Consider the following 15,933-nt stretch of genomic DNA (forward strand, 5'->3'; position numbering starts at 1 on the left):
CGGATTTTCAGACGACCTCTGTTGAGGAACGTTATGTCTCACCATCACGAACACCATCATCACGCACACGCCCACACCCATACAGCCAACAAAAAAGTATTGCGCGTGTCGTTTATCATCATCGCCGCCTTTATGCTGCTGGAAGCGTTCGGCGGCTGGCTGACTCACTCGCTCGCGTTGCTTTCCGACGCGGGGCATATGTTCAGCGACGCATTTTCCTTGGGCGTGGCGTTGTGGGCGTTCAAACTCGGCGAAAAAGAAACCACGCTGCAAAAGACCTTCGGCTACAAACGTTTTGAAATCCTCACCGCCATGTTCAACGGCTTGTCGCTGATGGTCATCGCCGCCCTGATTTTCTATGAAGCCGTCAAACGCCTGCTTTATCCGCCCGAAATCGCCACGCTGGGGATGCTTGTTATCAGCGTCGTCGGGCTGCTGGTCAACATCGGCGTGGCGGTTTACATGCTGAAAAACAGCGACACCGAAGCTAACGTCAACATGCGCGGCGCGTATCTGCACGTTTTAAGCGACCTTCTCGGCTCGGTCGGCGCGATTGCCGCCGCCGTACTCATGATGGCGTTCGGTTGGAAATGGGCGGATCCGCTCGCCAGCGTGTTCGTTGCCGCGCTAGTCGGACGCAGCGGCTGGAACCTGCTCAAACAAACGCTGCACATCCTCATGGAAGGCGCGCCCGAAAACATCCACACCGACGACCTGCTCGCCGTCATCCGCAACACCGATGGCGTCAAATCCGTCCATGACTTACACGTCTGGACGATTACCAGCAATATCAACGTATTATCCTGCCACATCGTCGTGGACGGCAGCATGACCGTTGCCGAATCCGAACAAATCGCCTACCGCATCGAACACGAGTTGTCCCACAAAAACATCGGACACTGCACCATCCAAATTGAAAGCGAACACCACCCGCATCCTGACAGCGTCTTGTGTGTCAACGAAACCGACGGCGCACACCATCACCACCACTAAACCCAAAGGTCGTCTGAAACCCTTTTCAGACGACCCCATCAAAAAACCAAAGGAAAACACATGATACAAGCCGTATTGTTCGACCTCGACGGCACGCTCGCCGACACCGCCCTAGACCTCGGCGGCGCACTCAACACCCTGCTCGCCCGCCACAACCTACCCGCAAAAAGCATGGACGAAATCCGCACCCAAGCCAGCCACGGCGCGGCAGGTCTGCTCAAACTCGGCGCAGGCATCACCCCCGACAATCCCGACTACGCCCAATGGCGCACCGAATACCTCGACGAATACGACAGCCGCTACGCCCAAGACACCGCCCTCTTCGACGGCGTGAACAAACTCATCGCCGAACTCGACAAACGCGGCATCAAATGGGGCATCATCACCAACAAACCCATGCGCTTCACCGATAAACTCGTCCCCAAACTCGGCTTCGTCATCCCGCCCGCCATCGTCGTCAGCGGCGACACCTGCGGCGAATCCAAACCCAGCGTCAAACCCATGCTGTATGCGTGCGAACAAATCCACGCCGATCCGCAACACACGGTTTACGTCGGCGACGCCGAACGCGACATGCAGGCCGGACGCAACACGGGCATGAAAACCGTCCTCGCCGAATGGGGCTACATTGCCCCCGAAGATCGTACCGAAACTTGGCAACCCGACTACCGCATCGCATCGCCTTTAGATTTGCTGAAGATTCTGTAAAACGAAAAAAGGTCGTCTGAAAATTTTCAGACGACCTTTTCTACATCACATTCAAATCAAACCGGATTACAGTTTCCACTCGCTCAGTTTGGCAGCGTAGGCTTCCAAGTCTGCAATCGGACGAGTTGCCACACCGCTCTCCATCGCTGCTTTGGCAGTAGCGGAAGCAACGCGCGGCAGCAGGCGGGAGTCGAACGGGGTCGGAATCAGGTATTCCGCGCCGAATTCGAATTTTTTACCGTAAGCGGCAACCACTTCTTCGGTTACCTCTTCCATTGCCAAATCTGCCAAGGCGTACACGCAGGCGCGTTTCATTTCTTCGTTGATGGTCGTCGCGCCGACATCCAACGCGCCGCGGAAGATGAATGGGAAGCACAATACATTGTTCACTTGATTCGGGAAGTCGGAACGGCCGGTGCCGATGACCACGTCAGGACGGGTTTCTTTTGCCAGCGGCGGCAGGATTTCGGGATTCGGGTTTGCCATGGCGAACACGATAGGCTTGGCGTTCATGGTGTTCAACATTTCAGGCGTCAGCAGGTTCGCGCCGGAGAGGCCCAAGAAGATGTCTTTGCCTTTGACGGCATCGGCAAGTACGCGTTGACCGTTGTCTTCAATGGCGTAGAACTGTTTGGACTCGTCCATGCGGTCTTTATCTTCGCGGGTTTTGTAAATCACGCCTTTGGAGTCGCAAACGGTTACGTTTTCGCGTTTCAGACCCAAATCGAGCAGTTGGTTCAAGCAGGCAATCGCAGCCGCACCCGCGCCGGAGCAAACCAAAGTCGCTTCTTCGATTTTACGGCCGGTATAGCGCAGGGCATTCAATACGGCGGCGGCGGTGATGATGGCGGTACCATGTTGATCGTCGTGGAATACGGGGATTTTGCAGCGTTTGCGCAATTCGCGTTCAACGTAAAAGCACTCCGGCGCTTTGATGTCTTCGAGGTTGATACCGCCGAAAGTCGGCTCCAGTGCGGCGATGATGTCCACCAGTTTTTGCGGGTCTTTTTCATCGATTTCGATGTCGAATACGTCCACACCGGCGAATTTTTTGAACAATACGCCTTTACCTTCCATCACAGGTTTGCCTGCCAATGCGCCGATGTCGCCCAAGCCCAAAACGGCGGTACCGTTGGAAATCACAGCGACCAAGTTGCCCTTGGCGGTATATTTGTACGCATTTTGCGGATCGGCATGGATTTCCATACAAGGAGCCGCGACGCCCGGCGAGTACGCCAAAGCCAAGTCTTTGGACGTGGCTAGCGATTTGGTGGGGGTAACGGAGACTTTACCCGGCACGGGGAATTCGTGAAATTTCAGTGCGGCTTCTTTTAATGAGTTTTCCATTTTTCGATCCTGTTGCGAGAGAGATGTTGAGACGAGGTCGTCTGAAACGTTGGTTTCGGGACGTTTGCCGCTACAAAATCATTTATTAATAAATAAACCTATTTTGTAACGGGCTGTAATTCTATCATGTTCCCAATACGGCGCATACCGCTATTTTCTATCTGAAACAGCTAATTTTGAGGCAAAACATATACTTTCAGACAACCTTCATTCGGTTTTAAATATCTATGCCAAAACTGCGCGCCAACGCATGTTCGATATCTGCCCTTACCTCTTCCAAACTCCGGTTGCTGTCAATGATTGCATAGCGTTCGGGATGCGCGGCGGCGCGTTCGAGATAAACAGCACGCACTCGGGTGAAAAAATCCGCCTTCTCCTGCTCGAAACGGTCTTTCTCGCGCGTCTGTCCGATACGCGCCATCGACACTTCCAGCGGCACATCCAGCAGCAAAGTCAAATCAGGACCAAACCCGCCCTGCACCCAATTTTCCAGCGTTTCAATATCCTGAAGGGGCACGCCGCGCCCACCACCCTGATACGCGAAAGTCGCATCGGTAAACCGGTCGGAAACGACATGAATGCCGTCCGCCAGCGCAGGCAGGATAACGTCTTCAAGATGCTGCTGCCGCGCGGCAAACATCATCAAAGTCTCCGCGCGCAATCCCGCCTTGGTTTCAGGATTCAGCAAAATTTCGCGCAAAGCTTCTCCGACAGGCGTACCGCCCGGCTCGCGGGTGAACAATACGGGAAGGTCGCGGGATTCGAACCATTGGCGGATAACGGCAAGATTGGTCGATTTGCCCGCGCCGTCTATGCCGTCCAGAGTGATGAATTTGGGTTTCATAAGGTCAATTTTATTGAGAGAACAGATGTTCAAAAGGTCGTCTGAAAGCGAGATTATAAATGCTTTCAGACGACCTTGCCTTTTAATGCGGCGTTTCCCGCATATGGTTCCGACATTTCCGGGTTTTCAAATCAATGCAATTTCAAAACCCCGCAAACCTTGAATACTGCCTTCAGACGACCTTTTATCCTTTTAATCAACCGATAAAGCCTTTCACTTTGCAAAAAACAACAAAAATAATACAAAAATTTACAAAAAACACAGGAACTTATAAAATATAAAACAATAACAGTTGCAACAATAATCACAAATCATAATAATGTCATATATACCGTTCAGGCGTAAAAGCCTGCTGTATAAGCGTTACACAGAAAATATTACGGAGACTATGTCAATACACATCTAAACTCACATACAGAGACCTTTGCAAAAAAGCCCTTTCCCCGACAGCCGAAACCCAAACACAGGTTTTCGGCTGTTTCTGCCACTAATTGCTCCTGATTTTACCCAAATACCCCCTTAATCCTCCCCGGACGCCCCATAATCAGGCATCCGGGCCACCTTTTAGGCAGCAACAGGCACACTTAGCCTGTTAGCCGCTTTCAACAGGTTCAAACACATCGCCTTCAGATGGCTTTGCGCACTCACTTTAATCAGTCCGAAATAGGCTGCCCGGGCGTAGCGGAATTTACGGTGCAGCGTACCGAAGCTTTGTTCGACCACATAACGGGTTTTCGACAAATATCGGTTGCGTTTGGTTTGCGCTTCCGTCAGCGGACGGTTGCGGTGGGCTTTGCGCATAATGCCGTCCAGCAACTGGCGCTCTTTCAGATGTTGCCGGTTTTCCGCACTGTCGTAGCCTTTGTCGGCATAGACGGTCGTACCTTCGGCTATACCTTCCAGCAAAGGCGACAGGTGGTTGCACTCATGGGTATTGGCGGGGGTGATGTGCAGTTTCTCGATATAGCCTTCCTCATCGGTACGGGTATGTTGTTTGTAACCGAGTCTGTATAAACCGTTTTTCTTTGTCCAACGAGCATCTTTATCTTTACTCGGTGTGGTTTGGCTGCTGACTTGTCCTTCCTCGTCAACTTCTATGGCCTGACGCTGTTTGCTGCCGGCGGTTTGAATAATGGTGGCGTCAATGACGGCGGCGGATGCTTTCTCTATTTTTAGGCCTTTTGCGGTCAGTTGGCGGTTAATCAGTTCCAGCAATTCGGACAGGGTGTCGTCTTGCGCCAGCCAGTTGCGGTAGCGGCATAAGGTGCTGTAATCGGGGATGCTCAACTCGTCAAAACGGCAAAACAGGTTGAAATCGATGCGGGTGATGAGGCTGTGTTCGAGTTCGGGATCGGAGAGGCTGTGCCATTGTCCGAGCAGGACGGCTTTGAACATGGACAACAGGGAATAGGCGGGACGGCCGCGGTGGTCTCGGACGTAACGGGTTCTTTGACGATTCAGGTACTGCTCGATCGGCTGCCAATCAATCACCTGATCCAACTTCAATAGTGGGAAGCGGTCGATGTGTTTGGCAATCATGGCTTGTGCGGTTTGCTGGAAGAAGGTGCTCATGGAAAATCCCCTAAATGTCTTGATGGGAATTTAGGGGATTTTGGGGAATTTTGCAAAGGTCTCATACAAGGATAAATTCCGATGAAAACCCGTTTTACTTTAACTTCTCTTGCCCTGGCTTCTCTTATGATGATGGGCAATACTGCAATGGCAGCGCCGATCAACAGCGGCACTTCAGATTTCTTCAATGTTAAATTGACATTGACCGGCTCCTGCGAAACCTTCGTCGTAAATCATGGTCAGGCAACTCCAATTGCTTCTGCTGCCGATCCAATTGCAGGAGCAGATATTGATTTTGGTGAACATAAAGCTCAAAAAAACAGCGCTGAATTAACAGGCAACAACTCAGGCAATACAACACAAGGTATCCAGGTTAATTGCAGTAAAAATACCGTATTCAAAGTACATTTAGAACCTCAAAATCACCAAAGTGCAGACGGCAGTGGCAAGCTGAAAGGTTTATTAGGCACCTCCAATACAGACGAAATCGAGTATCAACTTTACAAACCAGAAATTACCGGAGTTGGTCTCAATGAAACAATTGGCGGAATTTCAGCTATTAAGTGGGGCAAAGAACAAAACTCTCTCTCTGACTGGTAAAGGCTTGGATACACCCATCATGCTTCCTGTATTTGCAAAAATCCCACAAGATAAATTGTCCGACAAAACCCCCGACACCTACCAAGACCGCGTAAAAGTAACCCTGACCTACTAATCCGGTTTACTCCCTCAAAACAAAACAACTAAAAAATCCTCATGCAAAAAGCAATCAGCACACTTGTCGGTATGCTGACGGCGGCAGCGGTTTTACCAAACCATGCCGCCGGTTTGCAAGTCAGTCCGACATCGCTTTCCCTGCCCGCCAAACAGCGGGCGGGCATTTTTACTTTGGGAAACAAGGGCGCAGAGCCGTTGACGGCACAAGTGCGCGTATTCCGCTGGACGCAGGACGCAAACGGCGGTGAAGTGCTCGAACCTACCGATGCCGTCATTGCCAGCCCGCCCATGGTCAAACTGGAAACGGGTGCGCAGCAGCAGTTCCGCGTGATGCGCGTCAAACCGTCCGACAAACAGGCTGAAGAAGCCTACCGCCTGATTGTGGACGAGCTGCCCGCTCCCAATGCGAAACCGCAAAAAGGTATCCAGTTGGTGATGCGCTATTCGCTGCCGCTGTTTGTCAACGTTCAAAACAATGCCGAACCGAAGCTGCAATGGCGTGCTGAAAAAGCCGCGAACGGCAAAACGGTTTTGGTTGCCGAAAATACAGGCAACGCCCATGCGCAACTGAGCAATATTACGTTTCAGACGACCTCTGCCAAAGACGCATTGACGCTGGCAAGCGGTCTGGCGGGCTACGTCCTCCCGGGCAACACTTGGAAACGCGAGCTGGAAGTTTCCCCCGCTTCTTTGAACCAAGGTCGTCTGAATGCCACGGTAAACGGTATGCCGATCCAAACGGAGGTACGGTTTGCCGCCCCATGACCTAAGGACACGGCTTACGCGGCTGAGTACCGCGCTGATGCTGTGTTTCTACGCCCTGCCCTCTCCTGCACAGGACATCCTGACGCAGGCGGCGCCTGCTGCCTACGAGCAGGCGTGGCTGACCGTTTACCCGCAGGTCAAAGTCAACGGCAGCATACGCGACGGCATCGAACCCTTCATGTCGCGTAACGGCGTGCTGTATGCGCGCCCCGAATCCCTGCGCGCCTACGGCATTGCCCTGCCCGACGCAGAAGCTGCCGAGGCAGGCAAAAACGGCGTTGTGCCTGAAATACAGGACGGCGCGTCCGCCCCGGGCGCAGATACATGGTTCGAACTCTCCTCCGTCCCCGGTTTGCAGGCAAAATACGATGCCGCCGCGCAAACCCTTGATCTCACCGCCCCCTCGAATGGCAGCCCGACCTGAAAACCGCCCGAATCGGCGTACCGCAGGAAAACCGCTACGCCATCGCCAAACCCGGCTTTGCCGCCGTTCTGAACTACGACACCAATATCTCGCGCAACAACTCCGGCAGCGGCACGCAGGGCGTTTTCGGTGAAATGCGCCTGAGTACGCCTTGGGGCTATCTGAACCACACTCAATTTGCCAACCGAAGCCACAACAAAGAAAGCGGCTCCCGCAGCAACACCGCTCGCTTGGATACCTACTGGCGTACCGTCTGGCCCGAACAAGGCATATCGCTGACCGTGGGCGACACCCTGACCGGACAAATCGGCTCATGGGGCGGCACACGCATCGGCGGCATCAAAATTTCCCGCACTTACAATACCCGCCCGTGGAAACAAACCGCCCCGCTACGTTCCTACCTCGGTAAAAGCACCCTGCCCGGCACGGTCGATCTCTATATTGACGGCGTCAAACAAATGAGCCGCGACGTCGAAGCGGGCGAATACGAACTCATCCTACCGCCGTCCATCAGTGGCCGCAGCAACGCCCAAGTCGTCGCCACCGACGTACTGGGGCGCACCGTCGTCGTCGATATGCCGCTTTACGGCGGCAGCGGACTTTTAGCAAAAGGCTTGAACGAATGGTCGTTTGAAGCAGGCTACGTCCGCCGCGATTACGGCATCCGTTCCGCAAAATACCAATCCGACCCCGCCGCCTCCGGCACGCTGCGTTACGGCGTCAGCAATACCCTGACCGCCCAAATCCACGGCGAAGCCGCGCGAGGCTACCGTCAGGCGGGTATTGCCGCCGATACCGTATTGGGTTCGCTCGGACAACTCAATCTTACCTACGCCGAAAGCCGCTTCGCAGGCAAAACAGGACGACGCGGCAGCGCGTTTTTCAGCACCCAATGGGACAAACTTTCCCTCAGCGCGGGCGCAAGCCGCACCAACGGACAATTTGCCGAACTGGGCGACACCGCATACGGCGCCGACTTTTTCAAAGCTACACGCCACCCCGCCACATCCGCCTCCGCATCCGCAGGCTGGAGCAGCGACAAACTCGGCTCATTCAGCCTATCCTATGTCCATTCCCACACCGAAGGCAGTCCCGCCGACGGCGTAGGCTCGTTCGGCTGGAGCCGCAGCTTCAAAAACCGCACCTCGCTCTACGCCGGCGCCAATAAAAACTTCCGCAACAAACGCGAACTGAGTTTCCACGCAGGCCTCTCCGTCAGCCTTGACAACGGCTACTCAACCTCCGCAGGCATCAGCAAAAACAAACACAACACCAGCTACCAAGCAACCCTGAACAAAACCAGCAGCGGCATGGGCAGTACCAGCTGGGGCATAGGCTGGCAGCAAAACGACAACGCAAACGGCAGCCGCAGCAATACCTTCAACGGCAACATCCGCCATCAAAACACCTACGGCGACGGCTGGGCAAACGTTTACAGCCAAAGCGGCAACAGCAACTGGAACGCAGGCTGGAGGGGCGGCCTCGTCCTCATGGGCGGCAGCCTCTTCGCCACCCGCCAAGTCAACGACAGTTTCGCCGTCGTCAGCACCGGCGATATGGCGGACGTCCCCATCCGCGCAGGCGGTATGCCCGTAGGCAAAACCAACCGCAAAGGGTTGGCACTGATCCCCAGCCTCTCCGCCTACCAAAAAAACACCGTCAGCGTCGATATTGCCGAGTTGCCGCTGGACGTCCAGCTTGAACACACCGTCGCCGAAATCGCCCCGCCCGAACGCTCGGGCATGCGCGTCGAATTCAAAATCCAGCATACCCGCGCCGCCACCATGACGCTGAAAGACGCACAAAACCAATTACTCCCGAGCGGCGGCAGCATTACTGCCGAAGACGGCACACCGGCAGCCGTAACCGGCTTCGACGGCAAAACATATATTGAAAACATGAAAGAAGGCAGAAACCGCTTCACCGTTATCCTCCCCGAAAACGGCGGCACTTGCACATTTGAGGCGAACTACCCTGAAACACACAATCCGGATTCCATCCCGGAACTGGGAGACATCATATGCAGATAAATATAAAGAGAGGTCGTCTGAAAACAAACCCTGCAGGTTTCATTCAAACTTCGCGACTACTCCCCAAAACCATATTCGCCGCAGCCTTATGTCTGATGTTTGCCCCTACCCAAACATGGGCGCACAACGGTGTAGTGGGCGACTATATGAAATGTACCGCGTCTGTCAGCAGCATCTCAGGCGCAGGTGGCAACGTCTTGTCCTTTGGTACGCCTACCCAAGGCATCAATCTGCTTGAAGGACAGATTCCTGAAGTACAAGCTACCATTACCTATGAATGCCTCAACCTTAGACCCTATACTACCCACACACGCCTATGCTTCAACATCGACGGAGGCAATCATTCCCCATCTCAAAACAACCCTAGATTGCTTGCGCATCCGAAACGTCCCACCAATACCTTACAATTCCAGCTCTACAAACCCGACGGCACCGTCTGGGGTAGTAACGCGCCCAACAGCAACGCCAAGCCCTATATGACCGAGATGCTGGTAATCGGTCCCGACGGTACCAAATCAGGTCAAATTACCCTCACCGCCAAACTCCTCAACCATCAGGAAACCGCCGCACTTTACGCTGACGGAAGCCCGTATGAAGCTGTCTTCAATGGCATATCCGCCTCACTAAACTGGAATACGACTTATTGGGGACAACATCCTGCCAACTGCGGTGCATATTACTCATCCAGCGACAGTTTCCCCTTTACGGTACAGGCACATGCCAGCCCCGTCTGCGAATTCATCTCCGCCGACGACATCGACTTCGGCACACACACCGCGGGCAGTACCAACCTGAAGCAGTCGGGCAACCTGACCGTCCGCTGCACCAACGGCACGCCCTACACCGTCGGTCTGATTCCTTCCAACGGTAATCAGGAAGGCAGGGGCGAGATGAAATCTACCAATCCCGCCAACACCGACAAAGTCCCCTACCGCCTCAAAAAAGGTAACAGTTCCGACCTCTGGGGCAACCAATCTTCGGGCACAGGCAGCGCGCAAAGATTTACCGGCGACAGCAGCAATCAGACGCACACGATCTCGGCAGAAGTCCAAAACACCGACTACACCCCGGGCGAATATAAAGACAAAGTAACCGTCGATATCCGATACTGATCCGATAGGTCGTCTGAAAAGAAAAAACAGCATAGTTATAGAAGACTCCAATCCGCCGCTATTCCTGTTTGCAAAGGAATAGCGGCGGATGTTCTCATTTGGACTCCGCCAAAAAGACCGTCTGTAAACCTTCAAAACTTTTCAGACGACCTTCAAACCGATATGATGGCAAATCAAACCAACAAAGGAGCAAACACCATGTCAAACAATGAATACACTCAAATCGGCTGGATCGGCCTGGGGCAGATGGGCAATCCGATGGTAACACGCCTACTCGATGCAGGCATCGAAGTCGGTGTTTACAACCGCTCACCCGATAAAACCACCGACTTGCAAACCAAAGGCGCGAAAGTTTACCCAAGCCGCGCCGAACTTATCCGCGCGTATCCCGTCATTTTCCTGATGGTTTCCGACTACGCCGCCATCCTCGATATCCTCGACGAAGATACCCGAAAAGAGCTTGACGGCAAAATCATCGTCAACATGAGCACCATCGCCCCGTCCGAAAACCTCGCTATCAAAGACATCGTCGAAGCGGCGGGCGGACAGTTCGCCGAAGCCCCCGTCTCTGGCTCGGTTGTCCCCGCCACCAACGGCACATTGCTGATTCTCTTCGGCGGCGAAGAGAATATTTTAAATCCGCTGCAAAAAGTGTTCGGCATCCTCGGCAAAAAAACTTTCCACTTCGGTAACGTCGGCAAAGGCTCCGGCGCGAAACTCGTACTCAATTCGCTCTTGGGCATCTTCGGCGAGGCATACAGCGAAGCCATGCTGATGGCGCGGCAATTCGGCATCGATACCGACACCATCATCGAAGCCGTCGGCGGTTCTGCCATGGATTCGCCCATGTTCCAAACCAAAAAATCCCTGTGGGCAAACCGTGAATTTCCGCCCGCCTTCGCCCTCAAACACGCCTCAAAAGACCTCAACCTCGCCGTCCACGAATTGAAACAGGCAGGCAATTCGCTGCCCGCCGTTGAAACCGTTGCCGAGAGCTACCGTCAAGCCGTCACAGCAGGTTACGGTGAACAAGACGTTGCCGGCGTTTACCTGAAACTGGCGGAACATCAGAAATAGAGTGGTCGAATCCGGCAGTAAGGTCGTCTGAAACCCATATCCCTTTTCAGACGACCTTGCTTGTTGGATTAGCGTATTGCGACCATTCAAATACATTGCACATCATCCCGTTGCCCCATCTTTCAGAGGAAATTTCATGCGCTCATTCCTTTCCCTCCTTGCCGCAGGCTTTACTCTCCTTACCCTGACCGCCTGCCAACCCGAAGCAGAACATACTGCTTCCGATGAAAAAATCAAAACCGCCTCCGCTCCGTCTGTCGACTGGTCGGTACCGCAACTGTCCAGCAACGTTTGGAAAATCAGTAAAGCAGGTCAGCCCGACTCTTACCTTGTCGGCACCATCCACATCGGTAAAAAAGAAGCCGTCCTATCGAAAGAAGCCGAAAACCTGCTTGCCTCCGTCGAACAACTGACTACGGAAGTCGACTTATTGCCGGAAGAAAATCCGGAAACGCAACAACAATACCAACAGTTTTTCAACCAAGCCACCGACACCAAATCTCTGAAAGCCAAGCTCGGCGATAAAGTCTTCCAATCCCTGCAAGAGGCCTTCCGCATAAATCCCGAAACCGCCCCCTTGGCGGATGCTGTCGACGGCATGAAACCTTGGGCAGCATTCCTATTTGCCCAAAGCGTTTACCCCGCCGAATACAGCTCCACGACAGGCGTGGATATGTTGCTTTCCAAGTCAGCCCAAAAAACAGGCAAGCCGCGCCGCTTCCTCGAAACCATGCCTCAATTAGCGGAAAGTTTTTCCGCCTTTCCCGAAGAAACCATCATCCGTATTTTGAAAACAACCACGGACGACAACAAAGACTTTCTCGAACAAACCCATGAAATGTACGGTCTTTACGAAAGCGGCAACTTTGACGGTTTCGCCGATACCCATAAAAAATACGAACAGCAATCCCTGAAAAAATACCCCGAAATTGCCCCTTTGATGCTGAACTGGTTTCAAAACGACTTATTAGTCGGCCGCAATTTGAAATGGCTGCCTGAAATCAAAGCCCAATCTGCTGAAAAAAGTACGCTGTTCGCCGTCGGCATCATGCACCTGATGTCCGAACAAGGGTTGATCGAATTACTGCGCAAAGACGGTTACGAAGTAACGCCCATGCCCAAAATATTGATGTGGTAACACAAACACAACAAGAGGTCATCTGAAACCCGAATCCCCAGTTTTCAGACGACCTCTTGCAGGCAATACATATTCCCATACCCAAACACCACTATCCAAGGAAATCTCCCATGCAAAAACCCGACATCATCCAAATCGCAGGCCCCGCAGGGCTGCTCGAAACCATCTACCTTCCAGCCGCGCAAACTCCTGCACGCGGCGTGGCAGTCATCAACCATCCCAATCCGTTGCAAGGCGGCACGAACACCAACAAAGTCATTCAAACCGCCGCCAAAGCCTTATCTCAGCTCGGTTTTCACTGTTACCTGCCCAACCTGCGCGGCGTGGGCAACAGCGAAGGTGTTCACGACTACGGACGCGGCGAAACGCAAGATTGCATCGCCGTCATCGACCACGCACGCGCGCAACATCCCGAAGCCGAACAGTTCGCATTGGCGGGCTTCTCCTTCGGCGGCTATGTCGCCACCTTCGCCGCCCAAGAGCGCGAGCCGGATTTACTGCTGCTCATCGGCGCGGCAGTACACCACTACACCGACCGCCCCGAGCCTGCCTCCGTCCCCGATGTATCGAAAACCCTGATGATTCATGGCGCGGAGGACGAAGTCGTTGAAATCAGCAAAGCTTGGACATGGGCGGAACCGCAAGGTTTGCCTATCATCACCATCGCCGGCTCATCCCACTTCTTCCACGGCAAACTCATCGTCCTGCGCGATACCATCACCCGCTTTGTCCCATCGGTTTTGGGTTAAGCAGATTCCCATATAAAAACGTCGTCTGAACATTTTCAGACGACGTTTCCAGTATACAACCCGCCACTCGGGGTATCGTTTTTCAGGGTTTGATGCCTTTCCTCCATTTATAGTGGATTAACAAAAATCAGGACAAGGCGACGAAGCCGCAGACAGTACAGATAGTACGGAACCGATTCACTTGGTGCTTCAGCACCTTAGAGAATCGTTCTCTTTGAGCCAAGGCGAGGCAACGCCGTACTGGTTTAAATTTAATCCACTATACTTGAACCCTGCCTGCTGCCGCACAAATATAGGTCTCCTGCAAGCAGTCGTTCTTTCCATCAAACAATCTAAAGATATTTGAGAAAAGGTCGTCTGAAAACCTAAATCTGTTTTCAGACGACCTTTCGCTTTTCAAACGAATAGCATCAAATATCCAATTCCGCCGTATCGCCTTCGCGCTCCATCCATGCGCGGCGGGCGGCGGCTTCGCCTTTTCCCATCAGTTTGACGAAGATGTTGCGTGTTTCGTCATCCGCGCCTTCGGGGATTTGTACCTGCAACAGGCGGCGGGTGTCGGGGTGCATGGTGGTGTCTTTGAGCTGGTCGGGGTTCATCTCGCCCAAGCCTTTGAAGCGGCTGATGGAATAGGCGGTTTCTTTGACGCCTTCTTTTTGCAGCCGCTCCAAAATGCTGTCGAGTTCGTTTTGGTCGAGGGCGTAGAATTTGCGGGCGGGTTTGCTTTTGCCTTGTGCGTTGACGTCGACGCGGAACAGCGGCGGCTGGGCGACGTAGATGTGTCCGTCGGCGACCAGTTTCGGGAAGTGGCGGTAGAACAGGGTCAGCAGCAAAACTTGAATATGCGAGCCGTCCACGTCGGCATCGGATAGGATGGCGATTTTGCCGTAGCGTAGGCCGCTTAAATCGGGATTGTCGTTGATGCCGTGCGGATCGACGCCGATGGCGACGGAAATGTCGTGGATTTCGGCGTTGCCGAAGAGTTGGTCGGGGTGGACTTCGAAGCTGTTGAGCACTTTGCCGCGCAGGGGCAGGATGGCTTGGGTGGCTTTATCGCGGGCGAGTTTGGCGGAGCCGCCGGCGGAATCGCCTTCGACGAGGAAGAGTTCGTTTTCGCGGATGTCTTCGCTTTCGCAGTCGGTCAGTTTGCCGGGCAGGACGGCGACGCCGCTGCCTTTTTTCTTTTCGATTTTTTTAACCGAACGCATCCGCGCCTGTGCCTGACGGATGGCGAGTTCGGCGATTTTTTTGCCGAAGTCCACGTTTTGGTTCAGCCACAATTCCAAAGGGTCGCCCGATACGGCGGCAACGAGTTTCAACGCGTCGCGGTTGGTCAGTTTGTCTTTGGTCTGACCTTGGAACTGCGGGTCGAGGATGCGGGCGGAGAGGACGAAGGCGGTTTTGCTGAACACGTCGTCGCTTTGTACTTTCACGCCGCGCGGTAGGAGGTTGTGCAGATTGATGAAGTTGTTGACGGCGTTGAACACGGCTTGTTTCAAGCCTGCTTCGTGCGTGCCGCCCAGCGGGGTGGGGATGAGGTTGACGTAGCTTTCGTTGGCGCACGAGCCTTCTTCCAGCCAGGTCAGGGCAAACGCGGCACCTTCGCCGATGCTGAAATCGTCGTTGTGGTCGTCTGAAATGTAGTTTTCGCAGGAGAACAGCGGCACGGCTTCCTGCGCGTCGGCAATCAGGTCGGTCAGATAGCTTTTCAGACCGTCGGGGTAGTGCCAGGTTTGGGTGTGCGCTTCGTCTTCGCCTTTGACCGGGCGGGTCAGGGAAACGCGCACGCCCGGCAGCAGCACGGCTTTGGCGCGCAGCAGACGTTCGAGTTCGGGAATGCTGTAATTCGGGCTTTCAAAATATTTGCTGTCCGGCCAGACGCGCACTTCGGTGCCGCTGTCTTTGACGGCGCATTTGCCCACTTCCGCCAACGGTTCGACCACGTCGCCGCCGGCAAACACGATGCGGTGGATTTTGCCTTCGCGTTTGACGGTTACCTCAAGACGGGTGGAGAGGGCGTTGGTCACGGACACGCCCACGCCGTGCAGACCGCCTGAAAAGGCATACGCGCTGCCGCCGTCTTTTTTGTTGAACTTGCCGCCCGCATGCAGACGGGTAAACACGAGTTCGACCACGGGTACGCCTTCGACAGGGTGCAGCCCGACGGGAATGCCGCGCCCGTTGTCGTGTACGGAAAGCGAACCGTCGTCGTGGATGCGCACGTCGATTTCAGTGGCGAAACCGCCCAACGCCTCGTCCGCCGCGTTGTCGATGACTTCTTGGCAGATGTGGGTCGGGCTGTCGGTGCGGGTGTACATGCCGGGACGTTCTTTGACCGGCTCCAAGCCTTTGAGGACGGTGATGCTGGATTCGCTGTATTGGTTGTTTTTAGTCATAGGGAAAGAGGTCGTCTGAAAGGAAGAACAACGCTTTCAGACGACCTGAAAGCGTTGCGTT

14 protein-coding genes are annotated in these 15,933 nt (G+C 54.0%); 10 read left to right on the forward strand and 4 right to left on the reverse strand.

The window, feature by feature from the left end:
• Positions 1 to 33 precede the first annotated feature (33 nt).
• Positions 34 to 993 (forward strand): cation diffusion facilitator family transporter, encoded by a 960-nt coding sequence (locus J7445_RS07895; protein WP_209282932.1) that lies wholly within the window; start codon positions 34 to 36, stop codon positions 991 to 993.
• Between the two features lie 60 nt (positions 994 to 1,053).
• A complete protein-coding gene (locus tag J7445_RS07900) occupies positions 1,054 to 1,701 on the forward strand; it encodes an HAD family hydrolase (protein ID WP_209282933.1) in 648 nt (215 codons plus the stop codon).
• Between the two features lie 66 nt (positions 1,702 to 1,767).
• Here J7445_RS07900 and J7445_RS07905 read toward each other — a convergent pair whose 3' ends face one another.
• The 3 genes from J7445_RS07905 to J7445_RS07915 form a co-directional block, all read right to left on the reverse strand.
• On the reverse strand, positions 1,768 to 3,048 hold the full coding sequence (locus tag J7445_RS07905; RefSeq protein ID WP_209282934.1) for a malic enzyme-like NAD(P)-binding protein: 1,281 nt from the start codon (positions 3,046 to 3,048) through the stop codon (positions 1,768 to 1,770).
• A 217-nt stretch (positions 3,049 to 3,265) separates the two neighbouring features.
• The gene (tmk, locus tag J7445_RS07910; RefSeq protein ID WP_209282935.1) at positions 3,266 to 3,892 is read right to left on the reverse strand and encodes a dTMP kinase; all 627 of its coding nucleotides are present in this window, start codon (positions 3,890 to 3,892) and stop codon (positions 3,266 to 3,268) included.
• A 564-nt stretch (positions 3,893 to 4,456) separates the two neighbouring features.
• A complete protein-coding gene (locus tag J7445_RS07915; RefSeq protein WP_209282936.1) occupies positions 4,457 to 5,464 on the reverse strand; it encodes an IS5 family transposase in 1,008 nt (335 codons plus the stop codon).
• Positions 5,465 to 5,545: 81 nt separating this feature from the next.
• On the opposite strand from J7445_RS07915, the gene J7445_RS07920 reads away from it, so the two are divergent.
• From J7445_RS07920 to J7445_RS07950, 8 genes are all read left to right on the forward strand, one after another.
• Entirely contained in the window at positions 5,546 to 6,064 is a 519-nt protein-coding gene (locus tag J7445_RS07920) for a spore coat protein U domain-containing protein (protein WP_244969466.1), read from the forward strand.
• A 156-nt stretch (positions 6,065 to 6,220) separates the two neighbouring features.
• Positions 6,221 to 6,946 carry a fimbrial biogenesis chaperone gene (locus J7445_RS07925; protein ID WP_209282937.1) on the forward strand — a complete coding sequence of 242 codons (726 nt, stop codon included), beginning with the start codon at positions 6,221 to 6,223 and terminating at the stop codon, positions 6,944 to 6,946.
• Positions 6,933 to 7,370, forward strand: a complete 438-nt coding sequence (locus J7445_RS12270; RefSeq protein ID WP_244969467.1) for a hypothetical protein — start codon at positions 6,933 to 6,935, stop codon at positions 7,368 to 7,370. The genes J7445_RS07925 and J7445_RS12270 overlap by 14 nt, the downstream gene beginning before the upstream one ends.
• Positions 7,371 to 7,504: 134 nt before the next feature.
• Positions 7,505 to 9,400 (forward strand): fimbria/pilus outer membrane usher protein, encoded by a 1,896-nt coding sequence (locus J7445_RS07930; RefSeq protein ID WP_244969468.1) that lies wholly within the window; start codon positions 7,505 to 7,507, stop codon positions 9,398 to 9,400.
• Positions 9,391 to 10,512: a Csu type fimbrial protein gene (locus J7445_RS07935; protein ID WP_209282938.1), complete on the forward strand. Its 1,122-nt coding sequence runs from the start codon at positions 9,391 to 9,393 to the stop codon at positions 10,510 to 10,512. Before J7445_RS07930 ends, J7445_RS07935 begins: the two co-directional genes overlap by 10 nt.
• A 198-nt stretch (positions 10,513 to 10,710) precedes the next feature.
• The gene (locus J7445_RS07940; RefSeq protein WP_101810922.1) at positions 10,711 to 11,589 is read left to right on the forward strand and encodes an NAD(P)-dependent oxidoreductase; all 879 of its coding nucleotides are present in this window, start codon (positions 10,711 to 10,713) and stop codon (positions 11,587 to 11,589) included.
• 136 nt (positions 11,590 to 11,725) lie between these two features.
• Positions 11,726 to 12,727, forward strand: coding sequence for a TraB/GumN family protein (locus J7445_RS07945; protein WP_209282939.1), 1,002 nt, complete (start codon positions 11,726 to 11,728; stop codon positions 12,725 to 12,727).
• Positions 12,728 to 12,837: 110 nt separating this feature from the next.
• A complete protein-coding gene (locus J7445_RS07950; RefSeq protein WP_209282940.1) occupies positions 12,838 to 13,476 on the forward strand; it encodes an alpha/beta hydrolase in 639 nt (212 codons plus the stop codon).
• Between the two features lie 410 nt (positions 13,477 to 13,886).
• On the opposite strand, the gene parE is transcribed toward J7445_RS07950, so the two are convergent.
• Complete coding sequence (gene parE / locus J7445_RS07955; protein ID WP_209282941.1) at positions 13,887 to 15,872, reverse strand: DNA topoisomerase IV subunit B; 1,986 nt, start codon at positions 15,870 to 15,872, stop codon at positions 13,887 to 13,889.
• Between the last annotated feature and the right edge of the window lie 61 nt (positions 15,873 to 15,933).

This window comes from Neisseria sicca (assembly GCF_017753665.1).
In the GTDB taxonomy this organism is placed as follows: Bacteria; Pseudomonadota; Gammaproteobacteria; order Burkholderiales; family Neisseriaceae; genus Neisseria; species Neisseria flava.

Excerpts from the sequence above, each read along its gene's own strand:
- J7445_RS07915 (WP_209282936.1), bottom strand. The coding sequence starts at position 5,464 with ATGAGCACCTTCTTCCAGCAAACCGCACAAGCCATGATTGCCAAACAC.
- J7445_RS07900 (WP_209282933.1), top strand. The coding sequence starts at position 1,054 with ATGATACAAGCCGTATTGTTCGACCTCGACGGCACGCTCGCCGACACC.
- J7445_RS07940 (WP_101810922.1), top strand. The coding sequence starts at position 10,711 with ATGTCAAACAATGAATACACTCAAATCGGCTGGATCGGCCTGGGGCAG.
- parE (WP_209282941.1), bottom strand. The coding sequence starts at position 15,872 with ATGACTAAAAACAACCAATACAGCGAATCCAGCATCACCGTCCTCAAA.
- tmk (WP_209282935.1), bottom strand. The coding sequence starts at position 3,892 with ATGAAACCCAAATTCATCACTCTGGACGGCATAGACGGCGCGGGCAAA.
- J7445_RS07925 (WP_209282937.1), top strand. The coding sequence starts at position 6,221 with ATGCAAAAAGCAATCAGCACACTTGTCGGTATGCTGACGGCGGCAGCG.
- J7445_RS07920 (WP_244969466.1), top strand. The coding sequence starts at position 5,546 with ATGAAAACCCGTTTTACTTTAACTTCTCTTGCCCTGGCTTCTCTTATG.
- J7445_RS07935 (WP_209282938.1), top strand. The coding sequence starts at position 9,391 with ATGCAGATAAATATAAAGAGAGGTCGTCTGAAAACAAACCCTGCAGGT.
- J7445_RS07950 (WP_209282940.1), top strand. The coding sequence starts at position 12,838 with ATGCAAAAACCCGACATCATCCAAATCGCAGGCCCCGCAGGGCTGCTC.
- J7445_RS07895 (WP_209282932.1), top strand. The coding sequence starts at position 34 with ATGTCTCACCATCACGAACACCATCATCACGCACACGCCCACACCCAT.
- J7445_RS07930 (WP_244969468.1), top strand. The coding sequence starts at position 7,505 with ATGCGCCTGAGTACGCCTTGGGGCTATCTGAACCACACTCAATTTGCC.
- J7445_RS07905 (WP_209282934.1), bottom strand. The coding sequence starts at position 3,048 with ATGGAAAACTCATTAAAAGAAGCCGCACTGAAATTTCACGAATTCCCC.
- J7445_RS07945 (WP_209282939.1), top strand. The coding sequence starts at position 11,726 with ATGCGCTCATTCCTTTCCCTCCTTGCCGCAGGCTTTACTCTCCTTACC.